General features: G+C 72.9%; 24 protein-coding genes. 11 read left to right on the top strand and 13 right to left on the bottom strand.

Features of this window, described 5'->3' with window-relative positions; translation table 11 throughout:
* Positions 1–127 precede the first annotated feature (127 nt).
* Together OG892_RS32120 and OG892_RS32115 are read left to right on the top strand one after the other, a co-directional pair.
* On the top strand, positions 128–838 hold the full coding sequence (locus tag OG892_RS32120) for an ABC transporter ATP-binding protein (protein ID WP_328864922.1): 711 nt from the start codon (positions 128–130) through the stop codon (positions 836–838).
* The gene (locus OG892_RS32115) at positions 835–3,459 is read left to right on the top strand and encodes an ABC transporter permease (RefSeq protein WP_371630895.1); all 2,625 of its coding nucleotides are present in this window, start codon (positions 835–837) and stop codon (positions 3,457–3,459) included. Before OG892_RS32120 ends, OG892_RS32115 begins: the two co-directional genes overlap by 4 nt.
* A gap of 27 nt (positions 3,460–3,486) precedes the next feature.
* On the opposite strand, the gene OG892_RS32110 is transcribed toward OG892_RS32115, so the two are convergent.
* The 5 genes from OG892_RS32110 to OG892_RS32090 form a co-directional block, all read right to left on the bottom strand.
* On the bottom strand, positions 3,487–4,047 hold the full coding sequence (locus OG892_RS32110) for a cysteine hydrolase family protein (RefSeq protein WP_073734920.1): 561 nt from the start codon (positions 4,045–4,047) through the stop codon (positions 3,487–3,489).
* A 105-nt stretch (positions 4,048–4,152) separates the two neighbouring features.
* Positions 4,153–5,079, bottom strand: a complete 927-nt coding sequence (locus OG892_RS32105; protein WP_073734919.1) for a LysR family transcriptional regulator — start codon at positions 5,077–5,079, stop codon at positions 4,153–4,155.
* Positions 5,080–5,135: 56 nt separating this feature from the next.
* The gene (locus tag OG892_RS32100; RefSeq protein ID WP_328695247.1) at positions 5,136–6,329 is read right to left on the bottom strand and encodes a glycine C-acetyltransferase; all 1,194 of its coding nucleotides are present in this window, start codon (positions 6,327–6,329) and stop codon (positions 5,136–5,138) included.
* A 40-nt stretch (positions 6,330–6,369) separates the two neighbouring features.
* A complete protein-coding gene (tdh, locus tag OG892_RS32095) occupies positions 6,370–7,398 on the bottom strand; it encodes an L-threonine 3-dehydrogenase (RefSeq protein ID WP_328864926.1) in 1,029 nt (342 codons plus the stop codon).
* A gap of 289 nt (positions 7,399–7,687) precedes the next feature.
* A complete protein-coding gene (locus OG892_RS32090; protein WP_073734916.1) occupies positions 7,688–8,524 on the bottom strand; it encodes an alpha/beta fold hydrolase in 837 nt (278 codons plus the stop codon).
* A gap of 233 nt (positions 8,525–8,757) precedes the next feature.
* On the opposite strand from OG892_RS32090, the gene OG892_RS32085 reads away from it, so the two are divergent.
* Together OG892_RS32085 and OG892_RS32080 are read left to right on the top strand one after the other, a co-directional pair.
* Positions 8,758–9,381, top strand: a complete 624-nt coding sequence (locus OG892_RS32085; RefSeq protein WP_073734915.1) for an RNA polymerase sigma factor — start codon at positions 8,758–8,760, stop codon at positions 9,379–9,381.
* The gene (locus OG892_RS32080; RefSeq protein ID WP_328695249.1) at positions 9,374–10,390 is read left to right on the top strand and encodes a CU044_5270 family protein; all 1,017 of its coding nucleotides are present in this window, start codon (positions 9,374–9,376) and stop codon (positions 10,388–10,390) included. The genes OG892_RS32085 and OG892_RS32080 overlap by 8 nt, the downstream gene beginning before the upstream one ends.
* A gap of 49 nt (positions 10,391–10,439) precedes the next feature.
* Here OG892_RS32080 and OG892_RS32075 read toward each other — a convergent pair whose 3' ends face one another.
* From OG892_RS32075 to OG892_RS32065, 3 genes are read right to left on the bottom strand one after another with little or no spacing between them, the layout of a single operon-like run.
* On the bottom strand, positions 10,440–12,551 hold the full coding sequence (locus OG892_RS32075) for an ABC transporter substrate-binding protein (RefSeq protein WP_371630894.1): 2,112 nt from the start codon (positions 12,549–12,551) through the stop codon (positions 10,440–10,442).
* Positions 12,552–12,556: 5 nt separating this feature from the next.
* Entirely contained in the window at positions 12,557–14,707 is a 2,151-nt protein-coding gene (locus OG892_RS32070; protein ID WP_371630893.1) for a bifunctional serine/threonine-protein kinase/ABC transporter substrate-binding protein, read from the bottom strand.
* A 30-nt stretch (positions 14,708–14,737) separates the two neighbouring features.
* Positions 14,738–15,514, bottom strand: coding sequence for a hypothetical protein (locus tag OG892_RS32065; RefSeq protein ID WP_371630892.1), 777 nt, complete (start codon positions 15,512–15,514; stop codon positions 14,738–14,740).
* A 339-nt stretch (positions 15,515–15,853) separates the two neighbouring features.
* On the opposite strand from OG892_RS32065, the gene OG892_RS32060 reads away from it, so the two are divergent.
* From OG892_RS32060 to OG892_RS32050, 3 genes are read left to right on the top strand one after another with little or no spacing between them, the layout of a single operon-like run.
* Positions 15,854–16,468, top strand: coding sequence for a hypothetical protein (locus OG892_RS32060; RefSeq protein ID WP_371630891.1), 615 nt, complete (start codon positions 15,854–15,856; stop codon positions 16,466–16,468).
* Positions 16,469–16,505: 37 nt separating this feature from the next.
* Positions 16,506–16,964: a cupredoxin domain-containing protein gene (locus OG892_RS32055; protein ID WP_371630890.1), complete on the top strand. Its 459-nt coding sequence runs from the start codon at positions 16,506–16,508 to the stop codon at positions 16,962–16,964.
* A 44-nt stretch (positions 16,965–17,008) separates the two neighbouring features.
* Positions 17,009–17,479, top strand: coding sequence for a hypothetical protein (locus OG892_RS32050; protein ID WP_328864932.1), 471 nt, complete (start codon positions 17,009–17,011; stop codon positions 17,477–17,479).
* Between the two features lie 26 nt (positions 17,480–17,505).
* Here the strand turns inward: OG892_RS32050 and OG892_RS32045 are convergent, their stop codons facing one another.
* The 3 genes from OG892_RS32045 to OG892_RS32035 form a co-directional block, all read right to left on the bottom strand.
* Complete coding sequence (locus tag OG892_RS32045) at positions 17,506–18,315, bottom strand: hypothetical protein (protein ID WP_073734908.1); 810 nt, start codon at positions 18,313–18,315, stop codon at positions 17,506–17,508.
* Between the two features lie 60 nt (positions 18,316–18,375).
* Positions 18,376–18,882 carry a hypothetical protein gene (locus tag OG892_RS32040; RefSeq protein ID WP_371630889.1) on the bottom strand — a complete coding sequence of 169 codons (507 nt, stop codon included), beginning with the start codon at positions 18,880–18,882 and terminating at the stop codon, positions 18,376–18,378.
* Positions 18,883–19,031: 149 nt separating this feature from the next.
* On the bottom strand, positions 19,032–19,484 hold the full coding sequence (locus tag OG892_RS32035) for a MarR family winged helix-turn-helix transcriptional regulator (protein WP_371630888.1): 453 nt from the start codon (positions 19,482–19,484) through the stop codon (positions 19,032–19,034).
* Positions 19,485–19,677: 193 nt separating this feature from the next.
* On the opposite strand from OG892_RS32035, the gene OG892_RS32030 reads away from it, so the two are divergent.
* A complete protein-coding gene (locus tag OG892_RS32030) occupies positions 19,678–20,298 on the top strand; it encodes an L-threonylcarbamoyladenylate synthase (RefSeq protein WP_311302547.1) in 621 nt (206 codons plus the stop codon).
* A gap of 37 nt (positions 20,299–20,335) precedes the next feature.
* On the opposite strand, the gene OG892_RS32025 is transcribed toward OG892_RS32030, so the two are convergent.
* On the bottom strand, positions 20,336–20,797 hold the full coding sequence (locus tag OG892_RS32025) for an ATP-binding protein (RefSeq protein ID WP_328864933.1): 462 nt from the start codon (positions 20,795–20,797) through the stop codon (positions 20,336–20,338).
* Positions 20,798–20,950: 153 nt separating this feature from the next.
* Between OG892_RS32025 and OG892_RS32020 the strand changes: the two genes are divergently transcribed.
* Both OG892_RS32020 and OG892_RS32015 read left to right on the top strand, forming a co-directional pair.
* A complete protein-coding gene (locus OG892_RS32020; RefSeq protein ID WP_371630887.1) occupies positions 20,951–21,775 on the top strand; it encodes a Scr1 family TA system antitoxin-like transcriptional regulator in 825 nt (274 codons plus the stop codon).
* Positions 21,772–22,020 (top strand): DUF397 domain-containing protein, encoded by a 249-nt coding sequence (locus OG892_RS32015; RefSeq protein WP_371630886.1) that lies wholly within the window; start codon positions 21,772–21,774, stop codon positions 22,018–22,020. The genes OG892_RS32020 and OG892_RS32015 overlap by 4 nt, the downstream gene beginning before the upstream one ends.
* Here the strand turns inward: OG892_RS32015 and OG892_RS32010 are convergent.
* The gene (locus OG892_RS32010) at positions 22,011–22,526 is read right to left on the bottom strand and encodes a hypothetical protein (RefSeq protein ID WP_242436646.1); all 516 of its coding nucleotides are present in this window, start codon (positions 22,524–22,526) and stop codon (positions 22,011–22,013) included. The two genes, OG892_RS32015 and OG892_RS32010, sit on opposite strands and share 10 nt — an antisense overlap.
* 255 nt (positions 22,527–22,781) lie before the next feature.
* Here OG892_RS32010 and OG892_RS32005 point away from each other — a divergent pair, with 255 nt between their 5' ends.
* The gene (locus OG892_RS32005; RefSeq protein WP_371630885.1) at positions 22,782–25,259 is read left to right on the top strand and encodes a GTPase-associated protein 1-related protein; all 2,478 of its coding nucleotides are present in this window, start codon (positions 22,782–22,784) and stop codon (positions 25,257–25,259) included.
* Positions 25,260–25,265: the final 6 nt, after the last annotated feature.

The raw sequence follows: 25,265 nt of genomic DNA, 5'->3' as shown, positions 1-25,265 counted from the left end.
ACCACGGTCCGTGGTGGAGCTGGCTGCACCATCGTCCGGGAGCCCGCGCCCTGGTCCCCGCAAGCCCCCGGCTCCTAGCGTTTACGCAGGTCAGGACGGATGTCCGGCAGAAACGAGGGGACCCACGGTGGACACGTTCACGGCGGTGCGCACGGCGGCGCTGGAGCTGGAGTCGGTGAGCCGGCGCCACGGGCGGCGCGGCAGCGGCCGGGAGGTCGTCGCCCTGGACGATGTGAGCTGCACGGTCCCGGCCGGGAGCTTCACCGCCGTGGTCGGCCCCTCCGGATCGGGCAAGAGCACGTTCCTCCAGTGCGCGGCCGGCCTGGACCGGCCGTCGTCGGGGACGGTACGGATCGGCCGGACCGATCTCGGCGGGCTCTCCGAGGCGGCGCTGACCCGGCTGCGGCGGGACCGGATCGGCTTCGTCTTCCAGTCGCACGCCCTGAACCTGGTGCCCTCGCTCAGCATCGAGGAGAACGTCGTGCTGCCGCTGGTACTGGCTGGTGCGCACCCCGGGGCCACCGGGGTGCTGGAGCGCGGACGGCGATTGCTGGACCGGGTCGGGCTCTCCGGGCGCGGCGGTGGCCGGCCGACGGCCCTGTCGGGCGGTGAGCAGCAACGGGTCGCGGTGGCGCGGGCGTTGGTGACCGAACCCCAGGTGGTGTTCGCGGACGAGCCGACCGCGTCCCTGGACCCGGAGTCGGCGGAACTGGTGCTGGGGCTGCTGCGGGACGCGGTACGGCGCGACGGCCGCACGGTCGTGATGGTCACCCATGATCCGGTGGCGGCGGGCTGGGCCGACACGGTGCTGACGATGGACGGCGGCCGACTGCGATGAGTGGGACGAAGACACGTGACAGGAAGCCCCGCACCGGGGACGGGGCGGTTGCGGGCGCGGACGTACGGGCCGGAATGCGGCGGGCCTCGGCGTTCCTGGCCCGGCGCTCGCTGGACACCCATCGGCGAGCCTGGGCCGCGGTGTTCGCGGCGACGGCGGCCACCACGGCACTGCTCGGGGCGTTCGCGCTGGTGCTCGGCTCACTGCTGCTGGCGGGCCCTCCGGTGGAACGGTACGCAGGGGCCGACGCGGTCGTGGTGGCCGACCAGCGGGTCACGTACACGGCGAAGCCGTGGGGCAGCGAGCCGCGGACGGCCACCGCCCACCTGCCGGAACGGGTGCGGCTGGACCGCGCGTCGGTGGCGCGGGCGGCAGCGGCCGAGGGCGTGGCGCGGGCGGTCGCGGACGACTCGGTCCCGGTGGTGGCGGGGCACGGGACATCGGCCGTGGGGCGCTCCTGGCCGGCCGCCGCGCTGACCCGGTACGAGCTGACCGGGGGCCGCGCGCCGAGGTCCGCGTCCGAGGTGGTCGTGGACTCCGCGCTCGCGGCCGAGAGCGGCGGGCCCGGGGGCCGGGTGACGCTTCAGGTCGACGGGGCGGCCCGGCGGTACACGGTCAGCGGGGTGGCCGGCACCGGTCACCGGGGCGGCGCGCCCGCCGTCTTCTTCACCGAGGCACGGCTCACCCGGCTGGCCGGGCACCCCGGGACGGTGGACGCGATCGGCGTGCTGGCCGAGCGGGGCGTCTCCGAGGCCGCGCTGCGGGCGTCACTGGGCGACGCCGTGGCCGGGCGCGGCGGTGGCGAACGCGGTCCACGCGTACTGACGGGTGCCGGACGCGGCGAGGCCGAGCAGCTCGACGCGCTCGGCGCACGGGGTGATCTGCTGACGATGCTCGCGTCGATCGCCGCGACCGTCGTCATGGTCGCCCTGCTCGTGATCGCCACCACGCTCTCCCAGGCCGTCCACCAGCGGTCCGGTGAACTGGCGCTGCTCCGGGCGGTCGGGGCGACTCCCCGGCAGCTCCGCTCCGCCGTCGGCCGCGAGGCCGGCCGGGTGGCGGGCGCCGCCGCGCTGCTGGGCGCGGTCCTCTCCGTACCGCTGGGGCTGCTGATGCGGTCGCTGCTGACCACGGACCCGCTGCCGCTGCCGGTCCCGGTGTGGCTGCCGCTCGCGGCGGGCGTGGTGGGCGCGCTGATCGTCGCGCTCGTGGCCCGGCCGGTGGCGCTGCTGGCGGCCCGCTCCATCACCCGGCTGCGGCCCGCGGTGGCCCTGGGTGCGGCGCGGGCGCCGGAGCCGGACGAGCCGGGGCGGCCGCGTACCGTCGCCGGGGTGCTGCTGGTGGTCGCGGGGCTCGGTTCGGCCGGTGCGGCGACCGCGCAGGGCGGGCAGGCGGCGGCGCTCGCCGCGTCGGCCGCCGCGACCTCGCTGATCATCGCGGTGGCGCTGCTCGGCCCGTGGATCGCGCGGATCTCGATGCGCGTCCTCGGCGCGCCGCTCCGGCGGGCGGGCGGGGTCGCCGGATTCCTGGCCGCCCGCTCCGCCGCCGCACACCACCGGCGGCTGGGGGCGGCGCTCACCCCGGTGGTGCTGGTCGTGGCGTTCGTCTGCGTGCAGCTGGCGGCGGGCAGCACGCTGGAGCGGGCCGCCGACCGCCAGGCCTCGGACGCCCTGCGGGCGGACCTGGTGGTGACGGGGCCCGCCGCCGGCATCCCGTCCGAGGTGGCCGACGCGGTGCGCGGGGCCCCCGAAGTGTCCGCCGCCACGGGCCTGCTCCGGTCGTCCGTGGTCCTCGCCCACCGCGAGACCGGCGATCCGAAGCTGGACCGCTACCCGGTCCTCGGTGTCACGGCGGACCAGCTGTCCGGCACCCTCGACGCCCGGGTCACGGCGGGCGATCCGGCCCGCCTCACCGGCCGGGGCACGGTCGCGGTCGGCCGGGACCGGGCCGACGAACTCGGCGCGGGCGTCGGTGACACGGTGCGGCTGCGCCTGGGCGACGGTGCGCGGGTCCGGCTCCGGGTGGTGGCGGTCTACGAACGCTCGCTGGGCCTGGGCGAGTTCATGCTCCCGCGCGAGGCCCTTGCCGCGCACGTCTCGGCGCCGCGCGACCGGCAGGTCCTGGTGCGCTCGAAGGACGGGGACGGGGACGCCGTTTCGGCAGTACGGCGCGCGCTGGCACCGTACCCGGGGCTCGATGTCCGCCCGGCGACGGCGGACGACGTACGGATCAGCCCTTCTTCCTCTGACCAGGACGACGCCCTGACCGTCATCGGTGTCGGCGTGATCGGCGGCTTCGCGCTGCTGGCGGTGGTCAGCACACTGACCCTGATCACGGTCGGACGCCGCCCGGAGTTCCGTCTGCTCCGGCTGGTCGGCGCGGGACGCGGCCAGCTGCTGCGGATGCGGGTCCTGGAGACGGCCCTGGTCACGGTGGCAGGCCTGGCCATCGGGACCGCGGTCGCGGCGATCCCCCTGCTCGCGTTCTCCCTGACCGCCACGGGCTCGCTGCCCTACCTCCCGCCGGTCCGGTACGGGGTGCTGGCGCTTGCCGTGACACTGGCCGCGGCGGCGGGCACGGTGCTGCCGGGGGCGGGGAGCGGTGCGGGCCGGACCGGTTAGGGCGTGTCACGGACACCGGCCCCGTTCCTACGACGCGAGGGTCTTGAGCCAGTCCTCGACCGTGATGACGTCCCCCCAGCGCGGGAACAGATTCTCGGTGAGGACCCGGTGCAGTTCGGGGTCGGTGTCGTGGCAGGCGTCCACCAGGACGGTGAGGCCGAGGTCCCGGTCGACGGCGGAGCACAGGGTGGACAGCACCACACCGCTCGTGGCGATGCCGGTGACGACGAGGCTGTCGATGTCGCGGGCCCTGAGCACCAGATCGAAGTCGCTGCCGGAGAACGCGCTCCCCCGCCTCTTGGTGACCACGGCGTCGCCCGGCCGGGGGGTGACGCCGTGATGGACGGCGGTGCCGGCGGCGCCCTCGGTGAACAGTCCGTCCCGCACGATGCCGCTGATCACCCGGTTGCGCGTGCTGACTTCCGGATCGCCCGCAGGCAGCGCGATGGTCACGTAGATCACGGGTATGTCCGCCGCGCGGGCACCCTCGATCGCCCGGTTCAGGCGCGCCAGATATCCGGAGCCGGCATCGGTGATGTCCACGATGTCCTGCTGGACGTCCATCACAAGGAGTGCGCTCTTCGTCATGCCCGCTGTCCTCTCGTCACCGGATAACAGCGGCAAGTCTGGCCGTACGGACGGCACGGCGGTGGAGATTCCGGAGATCCCCCGCGCAACCAGGGCCCCGGCGCCTCAGCCCGTACCGCGCCCGAGCCCGACCCCGCCCGCCGCCCCCGCCAGCGCGTCCAGCACCGGAGCGATCAGCGGATGCGCCTCCGCGCCACGGCGTACCGCCGCGAACACCCGGCGCGTCGGGGCGCTGCCGTGCACCGGGCGCACCACCACACCGGTCAGGGCCATGCCGCGCAGCGCGGATCTGGGGACCAGGGCCACCCCGGCGTCCGCGCCGGCCAGGGCGACCACGGCGTGGAAGTCGTCCGAGGAGTGTTCGAGGGCGGGTTCGAAGCCCGCGTACTGGCAGGCCAGGACCACCACGTCGTGGCACGGGTTGCCCGGGTAGGGGCCGATCCAGGTGTCCTTCGCCAGGTCTGCGATCGCGACCTGCTCCTGGCCGGCCAGCCGGTGCCGTACCGGAAGGACCGCGTCGAAGGGTTCCGAGTACAGCGGCACCCTGGTCAGCCGGCGGTCGTCCTCGCCCGGTGCCCCCCGGTACTCGACGGCGACGGCCACATCGGCCTGGCGGTCCAGCACCATCGGGACGCTCGCGTCGCCCTCCGCGTCCTGGACCCGGACCCGGATGCCGGGCGCGGACTCGCCGAGGGCGGCGATCGCGGGGGCGAGGACCAGTCCGATGCCGGTGGCGAAGGCGGCGACCGTGACCGTCCCGGCGTCGCCCGCGCCGTAGGCGGCCAGCTCCGCCTCGGCCCGCTCCAGCTGGGCCAGCACCGCGTTGGTGTGGGTCAGCAGGATCTCCCCGGCCGAGGTGAGCCTGGCTCCCCTGGCGTTGCGCTCGACCAGCCGGTGCCCGGTCTCCTGCTCCAGCGCGGCCAGCTGCTGGGAAACGGCGGAGGGGGTCAGGTAGAGCGCGGCGGCCGCGGCGGTCACCGTGCGGTGGTCCGCCACCGCACGCAGAATGCGCAGCCGCCGTGCATCGATCATGTGCCCTATTGTCCCAGGTCGTGGAGGGCGTCCGGGACGCCCTCCACGAAAGGGGCCTACTCCCCGAGCGCTGCCCGCGCGTCGACGAACGCGTCGACCGCGCGGTTCACGTCCGCCGTGGAGTGCGCGGCGGACAGCTGGACGCGGATACGGGCCGCGCCCTGCGGGACGACCGGGTAGGAGAACCCGATCACGTACACACCGCGCTCCAGGAGAAGCTCCGCCATCCGGCCTGCCTTCGCCGCGTCCCCGATCATCACGGGGGCGATGGCGTGGTCGCCGGGCAGGACGTCGAAGCCTTCCGCTGTCATCCGGGTACGGAAGAGCGCGGTGTTGGCGTTGAGCTGCTCGCGCAGGTCGCCGGCGGACTCCAGCAGGTCGATGACCTTCAGGGAGGCCGCCGCGATGACCGGGGCGAGCGAGTTGGAGAAGAGGTACGGGCGCGAGCGCTGGCGCAGCAGGGCGACGATCTCGGCGCGGGCGGCCACGTAGCCGCCGGAGGCACCGCCGAGCGCCTTGCCGAGGGTGCCCGTGATGATGTCGACGCGGTCCATCACGTCGTGCAGCTCGGGCGTACCGCGCCCGCCGGGGCCGACGAAGCCCACCGCGTGCGAGTCGTCGACCATGACCATGGCGTCGTAGCGCTCGGCCAGGTCGCAGATCTCGCGCAGCGGTGCGACGTAACCGTCCATGGAGAAGACGCCGTCGGTGACGATCAGGCGGCGCCGGGCCCCGGACGCCTCCTTGAGCTGCTGCTCCAGGTCGGCCATGTCGCGGTTGGCGTAGCGGAAGCGCTTGGCCTTGCACAGCCGGATGCCGTCGATGATCGAGGCGTGGTTGAGGGCGTCGGAGATGACCGCGTCCTCCGGGCCGAGGACGGTCTCGAAGACACCGCCGTTGGCGTCGAAGCAGGAGGAGTAGAGGATCGTGTCCTCCTGGCCCAGGAAGGAGGAGAGCCGCTGCTCCAGCTCCTTGTGGACCTCCTGGGTGCCGCAGATGAAGCGGACGGAGGCCATGCCGTAGCCCCAGCGGTCCAGCGCCTGGTGCGCGGCGGCGATGACGTCGGGGTGGTCCGCGAGGCCCAGGTAGTTGTTGGCGCAGAAGTTGAGCACCTCACCGGGGCGGCCCCCGGCGGTGACGGCGACGGTCGCGGACTGCGGGGTGCCGATCACGCGCTCGGGCTTGTGCAGCCCGGCGGCCTCGATCTCTTCGAGGGTGGTGCGCATGTCGTCGCGTACGGAGTCGAACATGAGGGGTGTCTCCCGGCTCGGTAGCTGGATACGGGGGTGGTCAGGCGGTCCAGTCGAGGATGACCTTGCCGCCGCGTCCGCTCGCCGCGTCGTCGAAGGCCGCCTCGAAGTCGCGGTAGCCGTAGCGGCCGGTGATCACGGGGGCGAGGTCGAGGCCGCCCTCCAGCAGGACGGACATGGCGTACCAGGTCTCGTACATCTCGCGGCCGTAGATGCCCTTGACCGTGATCATGGAGGTGACGATCCGGGCCCAGTCGACGGCGAACTCCTCCGACGGCAGTCCGAGCATCGCGATGCGGCCGCCGTGCGTCATGTTCGCGATCATGTCGCGCATCGCCTCGGGGCGGCCGGACATCTCCAGGCCGATGTCGAAGCCCTCGCGCAGGCCCAGCTCCCGCTGGCCGTCCGCGATGGTCTGCTCCCCGACGTTGAGCGCGAGGCTGACGCCGACCTTGCGGGCCAGGTCGAGACGGGCCTCGCTGACGTCGGTGATCATGACGTGACGGGCCCCGGCGTGCTTGGCGACGGCCGCGGCCATGATGCCGATCGGGCCGGCGCCGGTGATCAGGACGTCCTCACCGACGAGCGGGAACGACAGCGCGGTGTGCACGGCGTTGCCGAACGGGTCGAAGATCGCCGCGACGTCGAGGTCCACGGGGACCCGGTGCACCCACACGTTGGACGCGGGCAGCGCGACGTACTCCGCGAAGGCCCCGTCGCGTCCGACGCCGAGCCCGACCGTGGAGCGGCAGAGGTGGCGGCGGCCGGCCAGGCAGTTGCGGCACTTGCCGCAGACCAGGTGTCCCTCGCCGCTGACCAGGTCGCCCACCGCGATGTCCACGACGTCCGCGCCGATCGCGGCGACCTCTCCGACGAACTCGTGGCCGAGGACGAGCGGCGTCTTCACCGCCTGCTGCGCCCAGCCGTCGTAGTTGCGGATGTGCAGGTCGGTACCGCAGATGCCGGTACGGAGCACCTTGATGAGGACGTCCGAGGGACCGGTCTCCGGCTCGGGAACGTCCATCAGCCAGAGTCCCGGCTCGGCCTTCTGCTTCACGAGTGCCTTCACGGCTGCGGCTCCCTGTACCTGGTACGGCGTTGAGCTCCCCGGGCAGCGGGCATGCCTGAGGAAGCCTGCGGCCCGGGGAGGAATGAGGGGACGGCGTGGCAGCGCGCTTCTACCGGCTGCCGCGCACCATCCTCCGCCGTCACGGAGAAATCTGCCGTACCGCGCGCCCCAGGTCCATCGAGGTTTTCTTAAGCGCGGCCACAGCTCCGCTTCACGCCCCGGCCGGGCGGGCGGGGCGCGGCCTGCTCCATCCGGGGGATTCCAAGGATTCCGGGCCGTCGGGCCGGGGTCACTCCTTCCGCAGGAACTCCCGGATGTGACCGGCGAGACGTTCCGGCTGGTCCTCCGGGATCAGGGTGCGGCTGTCCTGGATCTCCACCAGTTCGCCCCTGGGCAGCAGCTCGGCCAGCCGGCGGCCGTGTTCCGGCGGCATCACCCGGTCCTGCGCCGCCCAGGCGACCAGTGCCGGGCGGTCGAAGGTGCGCAGCGCGTCCGCCCAGCCCAGCAGCTCGGCCCTGGGCGGCACCCCGAGGACGTACTTGCGCAGGTCGCGGCGGATCTCCTTCGAGGTCCAGAGCGGCCGGAACCAGCCGTCCATCACCTCGTCCGGCACCGGCCTCACGGTCATCAGGCCCCAGGTCATCGGCAGCCGCCGCATCGGCTTCAGCCTGAGCAGCGCGAAGGCCGCCCGCAGGCCGCCCGGCATCCTGGCGGAGGCGTACAGGTTCTTGCCGGGCAGGCCGGGCGGGAAGTTGTCGAAGGCCTCGCAGGAGGTGATGACGAGCCTCCCGATCCGCTCGTCCCGGCCGTCCGCCACCAGGGCCTGCGCCCCGCCCCAGTCGCTCATCACCAGGGTGACGTCGGTGAGGTCGAGCGCCTCCAGGAACTCGGCGACCAGCCGTGCGACGCCCAGGACCGACAGATCGGCGTCGGGCTTCATCGGGTGGCGGTGGGCGCCGAGCGGCAGGGTCGGGACGATGCAGCGGTGGCCGGTCCGCAGATCCGCGACCACGTGGCGCCAGAGCGTGCCGTCCATGGCGACGCCGTGCAGCAGGACGAGCACCGGACCGTCGCCGCCGGTGTCCTCGTACTCCACGACGCCCGCGGAAAGCTCCAACTCGGCCATCTGGCACACCTCTCACTGGACGGCTGCGCATGGCGGGCCACTGGCCCGTGAGGTCACGCTACTCATCCGGCAGGCCGGGTCCGGGGCTCACCCGGAATCCGGTGCCGGGACGCTTCCCCGGGAGACTTCTCCGGGCCGGGATGGAACTCGATCCCGCCGAACGGCGAAGGACAGGTGAAATACCCGAACAAGCCCACGCATGCGAATCGTTCAGACGAACGGAAGGAGCCCCGATGACCGTCGAGCCGCCGGGCGCCCGCACCTGTGAAAAGGATCGCGGAGACAGCGACGCCCGTGTGATCGCACGGTCCCGGGATGAGCCCGAGCAGTTCGCCGCGCTCTTCGACCGGTACGCCGGCGCCGTGCACCGTTACGCGGCCCGGCGGCTCGGTCCGGAGGCCGCGGAGGATCTGATGGCGGAGACGTTCACGACCGCCTTCCAACGACGCCACACGTACGACCTCACGCGTGCCGACGCCCGTCCGTGGCTGTTCGGCATCGCGACCAACCTCGTGAGCCGCCATCGCAGGGCCGAGGCACGCCGTTTCAAGGCGCTCGCCAAGGTTCCGGAGCCGGTGGAGCACGAGGATCCGGTCGCGGACCGCGCGGTCGCCAGGGCCGGCGCTACAGGGGTGCGCCGGGATCTGGCGGCCGCGCTGGCCGGGCTTTCCGCCCGGCATCGCGACGTCGTACTGCTGGTGGCCTGGGCCGACCTCGACTACGAGGAGGCGGCGCGGGCCCTCGGAGTGCCTGTCGGCACCGTCAGATCCCGGCTGCACCGGGCTCGCAGCAAACTGCGCGAAGCACTGGGCGGATCCGATCCGACAGCTTTCCGAGAGGCAGACGCCCATGCGTGACACTGACGAACTGCGAGAACTGAGGGACTTCGACACGGGGGCTCCCCCGCTCGACGACGCGACCAGGCAGCGGGCACGGGCCCGGCTGTTCGCTGTGATGACCGCGCCGGACGGGTCCGCTCCGGCCCTGCGCAACCGCCGCCCCGTGCTGCGCATCGCCGTGACGGGTGCGGTGGCTGCCGCGGTCGCCGCCGGCGTACTGGTCGCCGTGCAGGAGGACGGCGGCGGCAAGGGGACCACGGCCGCGCCGCCGGGAACCAGCTCCCCCGCCATGCGGAACGTCAGCGTGCGGACGGTGCTCAACGGCGCTGCCGCGTACGAGCGGAAGCACGAGCGGACGGTCAGCCCCCGGGACGACCAGTTCATATACACCAAGGAGATCATCAAGGAGACCGAGGCCGGGACCGGCGCCACGAAGAGCTACGTCGACGAGAACTGGCGCTCGGTGGACGACTCCCAGCGCTCCTGGGTCATGGAGATCGGCCATGGCTGGTGGTCGCCGCCCGTCGGCAAGAACGAGAGCATGTGGCCACCGCAGGACTGGAGCAGGCTGAAGAAGCTCCCGGCCGACCCGGAGAAGCTGATCCTCTCGCTCCTGCACAAGACCGGGCCGGACGACCGGAACGACTCGCTCCACGACATCAGCGACCAGGAGTGGTCGGAGATCCACTTCAGTCTCACCGGGCTGCTCAAGCTGGTGCCTGTGATGCCCCAGGGGCTGCGCCCGGCGGCGTACGAGGCGCTCGGCATGGTGCCGGGCGTGAAGGTGGTGCCGGACCAGAAGGACGCCAAGGGCCGCACCGGCGTGGCCGTTACGTACGACGACCCGACGCTGCCGAAGGGCGTCACCAGCTTCGGGGGTTACTTCATCTTCGACCCGGAGACCTACCGGTTCCTCGGCTTCCGCGACAAGCGCACCTCGGGCGACGGCGCGAAGATGAAGACGTACACCCAGCTCTCCTACCTCGACAGCTGGGCCGTCGTCGACAAGGTGAAGCAGCAGCCCTAGCCGGAAGACGGGGGCGGCCCGGACCGCGGGGTGGTCCGGGCCGCCCCCGTCACACAGATCCGTAGAGCCCCAGGAACCGGGCCCGTCCGTCGTCGATCCGGTACAGGAAGATGCCCTCCTTGCGCGGGACCAGGTGACTGCTGTCGAAGGCCAGCCGTCGGGTGATGCCCCGGTACTCGGTGCGGAAGACGCGCTGGGCGATTCCGCCACGCAGGGCGTCGGTGGCGCTGGTGGTACCGGCGGCCCGCGCGATCAGGCCCACCGCGTCGTAGGCCTCTGCGGCCCAGGTGGCGGGCGGTGAGCCGAACCGTTTGCGGTGCGCGGCGGTGAAGGCCCTGGCGGCGGGCAGGGCCGCGGGGTCGGTGTAGGCCTCCGCGAAGACCCAGCCCTCTGCGGCCCTGCCCGCGTCCCGGAGGAAGCCCGGTGCCAGAACGGGGCCGGTGGACAGGGCGGTTCCGGTGAATCCGGCGGCCTCCAGGTCGGTGGCGCAGCGGGCGCCCCGGGCGGGGGACGTGCCCGCGTAGACGACCGCTCCGGCCCCGGCGGCGATCGCGGCGCGCGCGACCTGGGCGAAACCGGCGGTGTCCGCCGCGACGGTGTGCGTGGTGACGGCGATGCGGCCCATCTTCGCGTCCCGGAACGGGTTGGCAACCGTCCAGCTGCCCTGCGGATCGGCCCGGTCCTCGATGACCACGGCTTTCGTGACGTTTCGGTCCTTCGCCATGTGGTGGATCAGCCCGGAGGCGAGCGAGGAGTCGTAGGGGCGCAGTACGCACAGGTACTCGGAGTCCGCCGACTCGGTCGCGTACCGCGCGGCGACGACGACCTGGGTGAGTCGGGCCTTCGCGTAGCGGCTGACCACCGCCGCGGCGGTGACGTCTGCGGTGGGTCCGATGACGGCGAGCACCGCGGGGTCGGCGGCCAGCCGGTCCGCGACGGCGAGGGCGCGGGTGGCGTCCCCCGCGTCGTTCTCGATGCGCAGGCCGAGCCGGAAGGTCTTGTCCGTACGGGAGTTGTGGTCGTCGACGGCGAGCCGGACGCCCCGCACATGGGCGATGCCGACGTCCTTGCCCGGTCCTGTGGTGTCCGTGTGCAGTCCGATCGTGTATGCGGGGAGCGTTAGGGGCGTCGCTCCGGTGCCGCTGCCGCCGCGCCGGGCGGCCAGCCAGGCGGTGGTACCGCCGCCGGTGAGCAGGACCGCTCCGGCGGCCCCGGCGGTGAGGACGCGCCGGCGGCTCGGGCGGCCGGTCTCCGGGGCCCGGTCCGCTGCGGGGTGCGGGGGTTCCGGGTCCGGCAGGGCGAGGGCGGCGGCGGAGCGTTCGGCGATCGTGGCGGACAGGCCCGGCACCTCCCAGCCGGTGCCGTCGCCCGTGAGCAGCCGTTCGGTCTCCGCCGCCGTCGGACGGTCCGCCGGGTCCTTCGCGAGGCAGGCCGTCACCATGGGGAGCAACGCGGACGGCAGGCCCGCCAGGTCCGGTTGGCCGTGGACGGTGCGGTAGAGCACTCCGGCCGCCGTCCCGTAACCGAACGGGCGCTGCCCGGTCGCCGCGTACGCCAGGACGCAGCCCAGCGAGAACACGTCGCAGGCCGGTCCGAGCGGCCCGGCGGAGGCCTGTTCGGGCGCCAGGTAGCCGGGCGTGCCCATCACCGCGTCGGTCGCGGTGAGCGCGGTGGCGCCCTCGTGGCGGGCGATGCCGAAGTCGATGAGCCGGGGCCCGTCGAGGGCGAGGAGCACGTTGCCGGGTTTGACGTCGCGGTGCAGGAGACCCGCCTCGTGGACCGCGACGAGGGCCCCGGCGAGGCGGGCGCCGAGGGCCTGGACCGTGGCCTCCGGCAGGGGGCCCCGCTCCCCGACGGCCTCGCCCAGCGAGGGGCCGGGCACGAACGCGGTGGCCAGCCAGGGCTCGCGGGCCTCGGTGTCCGCCCCGGTGACCGGGACCACCCACGGGCCGGTGATCCGGGCGGCGGCCTCGGCCTCGCGGCGGAACCGGGCGCGGAATCCGGGGTCGGCGGCGTGCTCGGCGCGGATCACCTTCACGGCGGCGAGCGCCCCGCCCGCGGAGCGGGCCAGGTAGACCACACCCATGCCGCCCGCCCCGAGCCGGGCCAGGGTGCGGTACTCGCCGATGGTGCGCGGGTCGTCCGAGGTGAGAGGGCGCATCCGGGTCAGGTCTTCTCGGCCTTCGGCGCGGCGCCGAGGTGGACGAAGCGCCCGTCCCGCACTCCGTAGAGGTAGGCGTCGGCCCCCTTGATCCGGTGCAGCTCGTCGAAGGCGTAGGTCCGGGAGACGCCCTTGTACGAGGATCCGGCGATCTTCGCCACCAGGGCGGTCCGGGTCGGCCGCACCGGCTCGGCCCCGCTTCCGGCGAGGGCGGTGACGGCGGCGGTCACGAGCCCGGCCGCGTCGTACGCCTCCGCGGCCCAGTACCCGGGGGCGGAGCCGTACGCGGAGCGGTGGGCCGCGGCGAACTTCTCGGCGCCGGGGGCCGTGGCGTCGGTGTAGGGCGCGGTGAACTCCCAGCCCTCCGCGGCCTGTCCGGCGTCCTTGAGGAAGCGCGGCTGCATGGCCGTGTGCATGGCCATGCGGGGGCCCTTGAAGGGGGTGGCGCCGAGCGCGCGTGCGGTGCGGGCGGCCCCGGCCGCGTCGCCCGCGTAGAAGAAGGCGTCGCTGTCGTGCTGGAGCATGTCCTTGATGACCGGAGCCAGGTCCTTGGTCCCGGCGGGTACCACGCGCGGGTAGGTGGTGCCGGTGGTGAGCACGCCGGTCTGCATGTTGGTGAGGTAGCCGACCTGGTAGGCGGGCTGGCCGCCGACCCGGTCGAGCAGCACCCCGAGCCGTTCGACGTCCGGCCGGAGCACCAGCCTCCGGATGACGGGCGCGCACAGCACGCCGTCGGACGGGACCGCCTGGAAGAACGACTTCTTGGAACCGGCCTGATAGGACAGCAGCATCGAGGAGACGGTGATGATCGGCAGCATCGCCTCGTCGTAGGTGGTGAGGACCGCCTCCGTGGTGTAGTCCCCGGTGGGTCCCACCACGGCGAGCACATCGCGGTCGCGGGTGAACTGTGCGGCGGCCCGGACCGCGCGCTTGACGTCGCCACCGTCGTCGATTGCCTTGACGGTCAGGGTGAAGGGCTTGTCCGTACGGGAGTTGAACTGTTCGACGGCCAGCCGCACCCCGCGCTCCTGGGCCCGTCCGGCGACGCTCTGCGGGCCGGACAGGTCCGCCTGTACGCCGATGGTCCAAGCCCGTTCGCCGGACTTGGCCGCCTTGGCGCCGGAGTCGTCGCGCAGCCATTCCCGTACGGCGAATCCGCCGCCTGCCGCGATGACGACACCGGCGCCCGCGAGCAGCAGTCTTCGTCGGCCGGGACGGGCCTCGGGCGGCGGCGTTGCCCCGTCGGCGACGGTGGGTTCGATGCCGGGCAGGTCGAGCATGGCGGCGGACCGGGCGGCGATCAGCGCCACGACGTCGTCCGGCAGCCAGTCGATGGAGCCGTTCGGCGCGTCCTCGGTGATCCGGGTGTCGAGTTCGGCCGCGGTCGGCCGGTCGGCCGGCTCCTTGGCGAGCAGCGCGCCGAGCAGTTCGCGGAGTCCGGGGTCCTGGACCCCTTCGAGGTCGGGTTCGTCGTGCACGGTCCGGTAGAGCAGCGCGTCGACGGCTCCGCTGCCGAACGGCGGCCGTCCGGTCGCGGCGTACGCCAGGAGGCAGCCGAGGGAGAAGACGTCGCTCGCGGGTCCGGCCGCCGTGCCGCCCCCAGAGGCCTGTTCCGGCGAGAGGAAGCCGGGGGTGCCGACCACGAGGTCGGCGGCGGTGAGCGCGGTGGCGTCGGTGGCCCGCGCGATCCCGAAGTCGATCAGGCGCGGCCCGTCGACCGTGAGGAGTACGTTGCCCGGCTTGACGTCCCGGTGGACGAGTCCCGCCGTGTGCACGGCGGTCAGGGCGCGGGAGAGCAGCCTGCCGAGCACCCGGACGCTGCGGGCGGGCAGCGGCCCGCACCGTGCGACGGCCTCCGACAGGGCGGGCCCCGGCACGAACGCCGTGGCGAGCCAGGGGCGCGTCCCCTCCGTCTCGGCGCCGGTGACCGCGACCGCCCAGGGGGTCTCCACCCGACGGGCGGCCTCGACCTCACGGCGGAACCGGGCCCGGAACTCCTCGTTCTCGGCGAACTCCGGGAGGATCACCTTGATCGCGGTCAGGGCTCCGCCGTCCGTGCGGCCGAGGTAGACGACACCCATGCCGCCGGCGCCGAGCCGTCCGAGCAGCCGGTGTCCGCCGATCGTCGAGGGGTCTGCGGGACGCAGCCGTTCCATCACGCTCTCCGCTCTCTCAACTCTGCTCCCTCAACTCTGCTTCTCGACGTCCGACTTGAGCCGCACCAGCATGGCTGCCTGGGCCTGGTTCGTCAGCCTGTCGAGTTCCTCGTCGGTCCGCCCCTTGGCCCCTTTTCCGGTCACCGCCACGGTGAACTGGAGGATCTGGGCCTGCTGCCAGACGTACGGGAAGGGGCCGCCGAGCGTGGAGCTCCGGTACTGCCCGATCTCGGTCAGCGCGTCCGCGGAGTTCACCTGGCCGCCTTCGCCCTGCGGCAGTGTGGCGGCGACCAACGAGCCGATCAGTTCGCCCTTCTGGAGCTGCTGCGTGGGGCAGCGCATCGTCTCCTCCACCGATTCCGCCATCTCCCACTGGGCGCCCTCGCGGCTGCGGTGCACGGTGACGACGGCGGAGAGCCGTACCGGCCCCTTGCCGTCTGCGGCGGGTACCTCGAAGGAGCGGCTGCGGGTGGCCAGCACGCTCGACAACGGTTTCTGCTGCTCCCAGACGCAGTCGGTGCCGAGGACCGGCCAGGTGGCCGGGTCGCTCTCGTACGGACTCCGCCTGGTCACGTCGGGCCCGAAGCTGGCGGGGTCCGCGATGACCCGGTCGATGAGGTCGAGCGCCTCGCCGCGGGACGTGGGCAGCCTGGCCGGGTCCGCCTCGATGTCGCCGGTGCCCTCGATGCCCGAGGTGGTGTCCGGGGCCGGCTCCGAGGTGGCGCCACCGGTCGCCCGGGTGCTCCTGCCCTCCCCGCCCGGACTCCCGCCGCTGGAGCACGCCACCAGCACCAGTGGAGCCAGCACCAGCACTCCGTACCTGTGTATCGGCCCGCCGTACGCCACGATCCGCCACCCCGTCTCCCCGAAGACCCCTCTGATCCTATGATCGCGGGCCCTTTCGGGGCGGCTGTCCGCGAAACTGTTGCACCATCAAGACGGGTCCGGTGTAAGCCACTTACCGTTTCGCACGGCGCACTGACGACGGGGAACCCGCACGCTCCGCCGATCGGGTGACGCCCCTGTGGGCGGCCCCCCGGCCCGCTACCCGAACAGCTCTGCCCCGATGGCCGGCCTCCGGGGCCCGCGGTCCACTGGGGCCGACCGCCCCACTCGTGCGGGCGGCCGGACGACTGAGGAGCCTCGATGAAACGCCACACCAGGACGGCCGCAGTGCTGGCCTCCGCGACTCTGCTGGCCGCCGCGGCGGCCGGATGTTCCGGGAGCGGATCCGACAGCGGCTCCGGCACTACGGACACCGCCGGCCTGGACAGCGCCCGCCAGGCCGACGTGCCCGCCGCCGCGTCCACGTCCACGTCCCCCAGCCCGTCCAAGTCCCCCGCCCCGACGGTCTCCGTCAGGAAGGGCAAGTACGGCAAGACCCTGGTGAACGAGAAGAAGATGACGCTCTACGTGTTCGACAAGGACACCAAGAACAAGTCCGCGTGCACCGGGGACTGCGCCAAGGCATGGCCGCCGCTGCTCGACAAGAAGACGCCGACCGCGGGCACCGGGGTCAGCTCGAAGCTGCTGAAGACGACGACCCGCAGCGACGGCAAGAAGCAGGTGACCTACAACGGCCACCCGCTGTACCTCTTCGACGAGGACCAGAAGGCCGGCGACGCGAAGGGCCAGGGCGTCGACGCGTTCGGCGCCAAGTGGTACGTCGTCAACGCCAAGGGCAAGCAGGTCACCACCACCGCGACCGCCACAGCCACGCCGACGAGCAGTAGCAGCAGTGGCACCGGCAACGGGTACTGACCCCCGCCGACCCGGCCCCCGCACCCCCGGAGACGCCATGCCGTTCCCGTTCCGTACCGGCCGGACGCGGTTCGCCGTGGCCGCCGCCGCCCTCACCCTCTCGCTGACGGCCCTCGCGGGCTGCTCGGACAGTGGCGGCGGAGGCGGCGGCAGCTCGTCGGCCCCCGCCACGCCCCCTTCGCTGATCCCGGCCACGACGGCACCGCCCTCGGCGTCCGCCTCCTCCCGGCCGCCCGCAGGCGGTGCGGTGAAGGTGAGCATCAAGGACTTCACGTTCCGGCCCGCCAAGCAGACCGTCGCACCCGGTACGCGGATCACCGTGACGAACAACGACACGACCACGCACACGATGACGGCGACCAAGGGCAAGGCGTTCGACACCGGTCACATCGCGCCGGGCAAGTCGGCCACCTTCACCGCCCCGTCGAAGGCCGGCGCGTACCCGTACGACTGCACGATCCACCCGTTCATGACGGGGACCCTCACCGTCAAGTGAGCCCCGGACGCCGCCCGACGGCCACCGGCGCGAATGGAGCCGCAATGTCCGCAGAACTCCCCGTCACACCGGACGCCCGCTCGCACGGGGGCGGCTCCGGCCGCTTCCTGCGTGGTGCGGCCCGGGTGCTCGCCGCGGCCGGTCTCGCCGTGGACGCCTATGTGCACGCGCACCTGGCCGGGCGGTACGACGCCGTCATGGCCGACATCAGCCAGGGCACGCTGTTCCGGATCGAGGCGGGCATGGCGGCGCTGGCCGCACTCCTCGTGCTGGTCTGGCGCCGGTGGCCGGCCGACCTGTTCGCCTGGTCGGTCGCGACCGGCGGACTCGCGCTCCTGCTGATCTACCGGTACGCGGACATCGGTGCATGGGGGCCGTTCCCGAGCATGTACGAACCGGTCTGGTTCACCGAAAAGCGGGTCACCGTCGTGGCCCAGGCGGTCGCGATGGTCGCCACGGTGTACCTGCTGCTCTTCCGGCCGGGCCCCCGGACCCGCGACGTCCGCCCGCACTGATCCCCCGACTGCTCCGGCGCTACGTTTCAGGCATCCGAGGAGACCGTGACGGTGATCGGGCCGGAGAGCCCCGTCACCGCCCGGACCGAGTCCACGAACACCTCGGTCGCCCAGGCGGCCACATCCGTCGACCACTCGCGCGCCTCGCAGCGGTAGGCGAGCGCCCGCCGCAGCCCCTCTGCCTGCACCACTCCGGCCAGGGGCTGCGCCAGCCCCGGGGTCTTCACCGTGACGGGCTTGAGGGGCTCGACCCCCAGGTGCCCGTAGGTGCGTTCCAGCGCCGCGTCGCGGATGTCGGCGGACCGCGCACCGAGGTTCGCCGACGGCAGGGCGGACACGGTGACCGTCAGCGGGGCCGCAGCCGACGGGTCGGCGAGGGCGAACCAGTCCGCCACCTCTGCGAGTTCGATGCGGGCGTCCCCGGCACGGTGCAGCGGCACGAGGGCGTGCGTGCCGGTGAGGCGGACGGTCCCGACGCGGCGCAGCGCGTCCGAGAGGACCGTGATGACGGGCAGCACCGGGAGGCGGCGGGCGCGCTGTCGCTTCCCCGGGGTGTTCGAGGGACGGGGAAGCGACGACTGGAGCCAGGCCAGCTGACGGACCTGCCCGTCCTGCGTCCAGTCGCCGTCCGCGTCGTTGTGGTCCCAGAGGTTGTCCGCCGGCCTGTCCGTAAGGACGGTGGAGCTCCAGGCGTAGGCGGACGCCCGCTTCACGGCGAGGCTGAAGACGTCCTCCTCAAGGTCGAACTCGGCGCTCACCCGGTCGATCCAGGGGTGCCGGTCCAGTACCCCGTGGAGTCCCACGATGAGGGTGGCGCCCGGATCGGTGTCGCTCATGGCCGTACTCCTGGACTGGTCGTACCCCTGGATCGGGCTGCTGCTACGGACCCCAGGAAATCAGACGCCGCACTTGACGGTGACCGGCTTGGTGTACGCCTTCTCCGGCGAGTCGGCCACCCCGATGAGATCGACGTCGATCTTGGTGCGCCACTGGCGCTTGCTGCGGTTCGCGCACTTCTTGCGCGCGACGACCCGGCGGGCGCTGCCGCCGTTGCCGGACTTGAGGTTCTTCGCGTTCCTGGCGACCGAGTGCCACTTCTTTCCGGACTTCATCTGCAGCCAGATGGTGACCTTGGCCTTCGTGCCGGGGCCACTGACATGGGTCCACCAGGCGTGGGCCGACGCCGTGCGTGGCGGGGTGCTCGAAATGTGTACGCGGTCGCCATTGGTGACGAAGACGCCGGGGCCCTTCGCGGCGGCGGGCGCGGCCGTCGCGGGGGCGGCCGTCGCGGGCGCGGCCGTCGCGGGCGCGGCCGTCGCGGGCGCGGCCGTCGCGGGGGCTACGGAGCCCGCGAGCAGCGCGGTGGTCAGAGCCGCCGACGTCAAGAAGGTGCGCGTGCGCATGGTGTGGTGTCCCCCCGTCCTCGTGGGCGGCCGGCAGGAACGGTGCCGACCGCGCACACATCACGCTAGGGGGAGACCTCGTTGCGAGGCAATCACACAAATGATGGTGATTCAGCGACTTTTCGCCTGCGTCCGGAAAGGCCGCCGGATCAGGACTTGTCGCGCGGCCAGGGCCGTCCGTCGAGGCGTTCGATGCCCCGGTTGAGCCGGGCCAGGCTGTCCGCGAGCTGGCTCGCCTCCTCCGGCGTCCAGTCGGCCAGCAGCGCTCCGAGGCCCTCCAGGTTCTCCGACCGGTCCCGGTCCAGGCGCCGCGTGCCCTCCTGGGTGATGACGAACTTCCGGGCGATGCCGCCCTCCGGGTCGGGGATGCGCTCGACGACACCGGCCCGCAGCATGGCGGCGGTCTGCCGGTTCAGCGTGGAGGCGTCCAGGCCGAAGGCGTCGCGCAGGTCACCGATGGACATCGGGCCCTCGACCTGGATGCGGCTGAGGAGGATGTAGGCACTCCGGTCCAGCCGTCCGCCGCCCCGGGAGGCGAGCAGGCTCATATGGCGGCCGAGAAGCATGGTCTCGAACTCGATCCGGTCCACAGGCATGTCCACGCGAGGCTTCCTTCGACTGCGAGTGCGGGCCCGCCTCCCTGCCGGGAAGGCCACCTCTCTGTACAGATATACCACGGATTGTATGCATGCTGCATTCAGTATGCATGACACACCACCAGTGCACGATACACATCGGTTGCACGATGCATCCCGCCTACGGGCCGGACCGCCCGCGCGCCCGTAGACTCGCCGGATGGCGAAGTATTTCGATGTACACCCCGAAAACCCCCAGCGGCGCACCATCAGCAACGTGGCCGACAGCATCCGCTCCGGCGCGCTCGTCGCGTATCCGACGGACTCCTGCTACGCGCTGGGATGCCAGCTCGGCAGCCGTGACGGCATCACCCGCATCCGCGCGATCCGCAACCTCGACGACCGCCATCACTTCACGCTCATGTGCCAGAACTTCGCCCAGCTCGGGCAGTTCGTGCACATCGACAACGACGTGTTCCGCACGATCAAGGCGGCGACGCCCGGTCAGTACACCTTCATCCTTCCGGCGACGAAGGAGGTGCCGCGCCAGTTGCTGCACCCGAAGAAGAAGACCGTGGGCGTCCGTATCCCCGACCACGCCGTCGTCCAGGCCCTGTTGGGCGAACTCGGCGAGCCGCTGCTCTCCAGCACCCTGCTCCTGCCCGACGAGGAGGAGCCGATGACCCAGGGCTGGGAGATCAAGGAGCGGCTCGACCACGAGGTGGACGTCGTGGTCGACTCCGGCGACTGCGGCACGGAGCCGACCACCGTCATCGACTTCTCCAGCGGCGAGCTGGAGATCGTGCGACGGGGAGCGGGCGACACGTCCCGCTTCGAGTAACCAGGGGATCGTGACCGGGCGTGAACGGCAGCCCGGTTCAGTACACCAGGTCCAGTTCCACGCCGACCGTCTTCCCCGGTACGCGATCCAGCACCGCCCACCGGTCCGCCAGCGCCTCGACGAGGACCAGCCCGTACCCGCCGCCCGACCCGGGCGGCGGCTTCACGACCTCCCCCGGGCCGGGCGGGCGGCGCTCACCCCGGGTGTCGGACACCTCGATCCTGAGCCTGCCCAGCACCTCCGGGCATCCGGCGATCATGCCGAGCAGCAGCTCGAAGTCCCTCCCCGGTACGCGGCCGTGCGTCGCCGCGTTGGCCGCCAGCTCGGCCACCAGCAGCGCGGCCGTGCCGGACACGTCGGAGCGGTACGGGATGCCCCAGACGTTCAGCTGATGAACGGCGAGTCTGCGGGCGAGCCGCGCCCCTCGGGGTGTGGAGCTGAACCGCTGCACGAAGAGCCTCTCGGTGCGCGGCCGGTGGGGGGTGGCGGGTGCTTCCATGCGGGTCAGCCTCTTCGGCGGGGGCCCCGGCGACCAGCTACAGAACCCGTACGCTCGGTCAGCGTACGGGTACGGAGCGTGGACAGTATGGGTCACGATGCGTGACCATGGGCGGGTTGCGGATCGGGGACAGCACGCGAAAGGCGGCCGCGCATGACCGACGAACCCGAGTACTCGGAGAGCCTCAAGTCGTTCGGAGAGGTACTCAAGGTCCTGCGCAGACGGGCCGGGCTCACCCAGGAGCAGTTCGCCCCGATGGTGCGGTACTCCGTGCCGATGGTCGCCTCGATCGAGCAGGGCCGCAGGTTTCCGCCGCCGCTCTTCGTGGAGCGGGCCGAGTCGGTGCTCGACGGTCTGGGGGTGCTGAAGGCGGCGGCGAAGCATCTGTCGCGGCGGCCGGGGCTGGCGAACTGGTTCCGCCAGTGGGCGCAGCTGGAGCGGGAGGCGATCGCCCTCTACACGTACGAGTGCCGCGTGGTCCCCGGGCTGTTGCAGACCGAGGCGTATGCGCGTGCTATCTACTTGAGTGTTCCGCCCCCGCCAAATGAAGACGAGATGAACGAGAGGATCAGCGCGCGCCTGGCGCGTCAGGAATTGCTCTCAACGAAGCGTAGGCCACCCAGAACATTCAGCTTCATCATCGAACAAGCAGTACTGGAACGTCAGACTGGTGGCGTGGATGTCACACGCGAGTTGCTCGACCACGTGATCGAAACAGCCGAGCGCCACTGGAACGTCGAGCTGCAGATCATGCCGCTCAGGCAGCCGACACACGCAGGGTTGGACGGACCGCTCCAACTCCTGGAAACGCCCGAGAATCGATGGTTTGCATACTCGGAGGGCCAGGACACCGGCCAGCTCATCTCCGATCCGAAGGTGGTCAGCCTTCTGCACCAGCGGTATGCCAAGATGCGCTCGCAGGCTCTTACCCCGGAGGACTCCTTGAGCCTGCTGCGGCAGATGCGAGGAGCGTTATGAGCAGCACCACCGAACTGGCCTGGTTCAAGAGCAGCTACAGCGGCGGCGACGGCGACAGCTGCGTCGAAGTCGCCCTGTCCTGGCACAAGTCCAGCTACAGCGGATCACAGGGCGACTCCTGCGTCGAAGTCGCCACCTGCCCCACCACCATCCACATCCGCGACTCGAAGGTGCACGAGGGCCCGCAGCTCGCCCTCGCCCCCGCCGCCTGGACCCGGTTCGTCGGCTACGCCGTTCAGGGCTGAGCGTCCGCCCGCCACTTCTCGAACTCCCAGGCGGGATAGCTGGTACCGAGGTACGGCAGGTGCTCGTCCCAGTCGGCGGCGGTGAGAGCCGCCGCCGGCCGGACGGGGATATTTCCCTCGGCGTCGATGCCGAATCCCCAGGAGAAGCCGGTCAGGGGTATCACGCACCGCTGTTCGCGGTCCAGCGGCGTGTACGCCAGGAAGCTGTGCGCGAGCCAGGCCATCGGCCGTCGTTCGGCCCGTGACGGGGCATCGAACAGGGTGGGGTTGATGCCGAAGAAGCAGTACGGGGAGGGCGCGTCCTCGAACAGGATGAACGGGTCCATGTCGAAGTCGGCACCGCCGGACGCGTTGTCCGTCGAGCGGACGAACTGGACCCAGCCGAACATGGCCCGGTAGCCCCTGCCCGGATACGTCACGGTGGACGTGCAGCACGGATAGCCCCGCATGGCCGGGTGCTTGCCGATCGTCCGCGGATCATCGACCTGCTCAACGTCTATGGTCACGCTGCCGGTCTCACCGTCGTGGGTGAAGGGAAGAATCATTGTTCCAGCCTGGCGAGGGCTTGCCATCGGGTACAAGGCCGCCACGCCCGCCCCGGCTTCTCGCCGCAAGCGCACGCGGGTACTTGATAGCGTCGCCCCAGCGACTGCGGAACTCTCCCCGCCGGGGTCGTCGCTCTGCCGGGTCGGCTCTGCCACCACGGACGGCGGGTGCGGGTGGCAGGGGACCTTCATGGCAGGGACGAAGAGAGCCGACGCATGAGCCTCGCGCAGTTGCACTACACCTCCGCAACGGCCGGGGCCGGACCCGAGAGCGGCGAGGACGCGGAGATACCCGCCCGTTTCACGGCGGTTGACGCGGCGATACCCTCGGCAGCGCTCACCGAGGCCGGTCCGCTCCTCGCGTACGAGCCGCCGGCCGGCACCGCCCGCCAGGTCACCGAGAACGCGTTGCGCGCGCTGCCCGAGTCGTTCAGCTTCAGCGCGCTGTCCGACGGCAGCCATCTGCTGGCCAGGACCGTGCCGGTGCGCACCGCGCAGCTGTCCTCGCTGCGCTTCCACGCCCACGCGGTCCACCTCCCCGCCGGTACCCGGCTGCCGGGCGGGATGCTCCCGATCACCGCCTGCCGCTCCGCCCGCTGGGCCGCCGCGACCCCGGACCGGGTGCCCGCGGTCGACCCCGTCACCGCCCTGTCCGTCGCGACGGGCCGCGCCGCCGACCGTGAGGGGCTCAACGACTTCGCCGTCTCGCGCGGCCCCTGGCTCGCGGGCGTGCTGGCCGACCTGCGGCGGCTGAGCGAGCCGGACGGGTCCGCCGAGCCCGTGAAGGTCGTGCTCGTCGAGCGGCAGAGCGCGGACGTGGCCCGGTGGATCGCGCTGGCCGCCGCCGTCCTGCCGCCTTCGAGCGCCGAGCGGCTGACCTTCACCACGTACACCCGCCACCCGGAGCGCGCCCCGCAGCGCGTCGTCGGCGTACTGCCGCAGGACGCGCACGAGCTGTCGGGGCCCGGGTTCCGGGTGCACACCTGCACCGGTCCGCGCCCGGAGGGGACGGTGGACGACGCATGGGCCGAGACCGCGGCCCGGATCTGGCGGAGCCGCACCCCGGAGCTGTTCCGGGAGGCGGCCGAGCTGCCCGGCGAGCCGTTCGCGGCCGGCCCGGTCGCGGTGACGGCCCTGTGCGCGGGCATCGCGCTGGGCCCGTGCGGCCGTGCCGCAGCCGCCGGCTGGGCGGCCGAGCGCCCGTACGCGCTGGACGCGAAGCGCACCCGGCAGCTCGTCGACGCGCTGACCGCGGCAGGGGTGGACGACCGCACCGGGGCCGAGTTCGACGCCGCGGGGCGGCTGTTCGCCGCGCTGGACGGCCGCTCCCCCGCGACGACCACGGCCCCGCTGGCCGCGATGCTGGTGACGGAGGCGGTACGGGGCGGGAACGGTTCGGTGGAGCTGCCCGGCCGCACGGCCTTCAGCGGTCCGCAGGGCGAGGCCGTCGCCGCGGTGCTCGGCCCGGAGATCGTCACCGAGCTGAGCGGCCCGGGGGCCGGTCAGGACGTGGCCCGCACCGTGCAGCTGCTCCGGGTGGCCCGGCTGCTCGGGGTGGACTGCGCGGAGCTGCTGCCCGGTGTCGTGCGGCGGCTGGCGTCCGGCCTCCTCGCGGACACCCGGGACGCGGCCGCGCCGGACTCCCCCGGCTGGGCGCCCGCGCTGCTGGAGCTGATGGACGAGCAGTTCGACGTGCGTACGGCGCTGCTCGGCGCGCTGGACCGGATCGCACCGGAGGACCCGGCCGGGGCGGAGCGGCTGCTGGGCCGGGTGGCGCTGCCGTTCACCGGTACGCAGCTGCTGCCGCACCTGCGGATGTGCGCGGAGGCGCCCGAGGCCAAGGCGGGCTGCGGCGACGACCGGGTGGGCGCGGTGCAGCGGGTGCTGCGGGCCGCCGGGATGTCGCCGTTCGCGGAGCCGCTGGTCCTGCGGACGGCCGTGGGCCTGGTGTGGGAGGAGGACGCTCCGACGGTGGCGGAGGCCCGGCTGCTGCTGGAGGCCGCGACCTCTGACTCCCACCGGACGGCCGGCACCTGGTCGCACCTGGTCGCCGCCGCGCTGAACGCCCCCGCGGAAGAGGAGGAGGCGCCCCAGCTCGCCCACGACCTGCTGCGCGGCTTCCCGCAGGAGATCACGGGCCGGGAGCGCGGGGCCCTGCTGCTGCTGGACTTCGCCCGCGAGCTGCGCTCCGGCGAGGCCGAGCCGGAGTGGGCACAGCGGGTCCGCGCGCTGCGGCCGGGCGCGGAGCCGGTGGAGCCGGGAGTGCTCGGCCACGCGTTCGGCGCCCTGGCCGGGCGGCTGCTCGCCCCGGACGGGCCGGAGGCCGAGCAGTACGCCCTCGCGCACAGCGCCGACGCGGACCTCATCGCCGCGTACGACCGGGCCGCGCACGGCCCCGACGTCCGGGCCAGGCTGGCGGCGGACCCCGGCTACGCGGCCGGCTGCTTCGCCGTCTGGACGGCCCACCCGCACGCCGGGGCCGACTGGAGCCGGACCACCGCCGCCCTGCTGGAGGAGGTGCTGCGCCCCGCCGTGCGCGCGCTGTCCGCCGACGGGGTCGCGGCCGTGGAGGAGGCCGTCGGGCGCTCCGGCAGCAGCGGCCGGGCGGAGGCCTTCCGGGACTGGAACCGCCGGAGCCAGGGCACCCTGGGCCGACTGGGCAGGCGGCTCGCGGGCCGGGTCCGGCGGGGCTGACGTCCG

The organism is Streptomyces sp. NBC_00341, assembly GCF_041435055.1.
Taxonomy (GTDB): Bacteria; Actinomycetota; Actinomycetes; order Streptomycetales; family Streptomycetaceae; genus Streptomyces.
The sequence above is the reverse complement of the archived record's forward strand: the minus strand, read 5'-3'. Positions and strand labels throughout refer to the sequence as shown.

Bases quoted from the DNA above. Each gene is read 5' to 3' on its own strand.
- OG892_RS32015 (WP_371630886.1), top strand. From the start codon at position 21,772: ATGAGCAGCACCACCGAACTGGCCTGGTTCAAGAGCAGCTACAGCGGC.
- OG892_RS32110 (WP_073734920.1), bottom strand. From the start codon at position 4,047: ATGACGAAGAGCGCACTCCTTGTGATGGACGTCCAGCAGGACATCGTG.
- OG892_RS32025 (WP_328864933.1), bottom strand. From the start codon at position 20,797: ATGGAAGCACCCGCCACCCCCCACCGGCCGCGCACCGAGAGGCTCTTC.
- OG892_RS32075 (WP_371630894.1), bottom strand. From the start codon at position 12,551: ATGCGCCCTCTCACCTCGGACGACCCGCGCACCATCGGCGAGTACCGC.
- OG892_RS32100 (WP_328695247.1), bottom strand. From the start codon at position 6,329: ATGTTCGACTCCGTACGCGACGACATGCGCACCACCCTCGAAGAGATC.
- OG892_RS32020 (WP_371630887.1), top strand. From the start codon at position 20,951: ATGACCGACGAACCCGAGTACTCGGAGAGCCTCAAGTCGTTCGGAGAG.
- OG892_RS32085 (WP_073734915.1), top strand. From the start codon at position 8,758: ATGACCGTCGAGCCGCCGGGCGCCCGCACCTGTGAAAAGGATCGCGGA.
- OG892_RS32045 (WP_073734908.1), bottom strand. From the start codon at position 18,315: ATGAGCGACACCGATCCGGGCGCCACCCTCATCGTGGGACTCCACGGG.
- OG892_RS32070 (WP_371630893.1), bottom strand. From the start codon at position 14,707: ATGGAACGGCTGCGTCCCGCAGACCCCTCGACGATCGGCGGACACCGG.
- OG892_RS32040 (WP_371630889.1), bottom strand. From the start codon at position 18,882: ATGCGCACGCGCACCTTCTTGACGTCGGCGGCTCTGACCACCGCGCTG.
- OG892_RS32005 (WP_371630885.1), top strand. From the start codon at position 22,782: ATGAGCCTCGCGCAGTTGCACTACACCTCCGCAACGGCCGGGGCCGGA.
- OG892_RS32050 (WP_328864932.1), top strand. From the start codon at position 17,009: ATGTCCGCAGAACTCCCCGTCACACCGGACGCCCGCTCGCACGGGGGC.
- OG892_RS32060 (WP_371630891.1), top strand. From the start codon at position 15,854: ATGAAACGCCACACCAGGACGGCCGCAGTGCTGGCCTCCGCGACTCTG.
- OG892_RS32080 (WP_328695249.1), top strand. From the start codon at position 9,374: ATGCGTGACACTGACGAACTGCGAGAACTGAGGGACTTCGACACGGGG.
- OG892_RS32115 (WP_371630895.1), top strand. From the start codon at position 835: ATGAGTGGGACGAAGACACGTGACAGGAAGCCCCGCACCGGGGACGGG.
- OG892_RS32030 (WP_311302547.1), top strand. From the start codon at position 19,678: ATGGCGAAGTATTTCGATGTACACCCCGAAAACCCCCAGCGGCGCACC.
- OG892_RS32090 (WP_073734916.1), bottom strand. From the start codon at position 8,524: ATGGCCGAGTTGGAGCTTTCCGCGGGCGTCGTGGAGTACGAGGACACC.
- OG892_RS32105 (WP_073734919.1), bottom strand. From the start codon at position 5,079: ATGATCGATGCACGGCGGCTGCGCATTCTGCGTGCGGTGGCGGACCAC.
- OG892_RS32055 (WP_371630890.1), top strand. From the start codon at position 16,506: ATGCCGTTCCCGTTCCGTACCGGCCGGACGCGGTTCGCCGTGGCCGCC.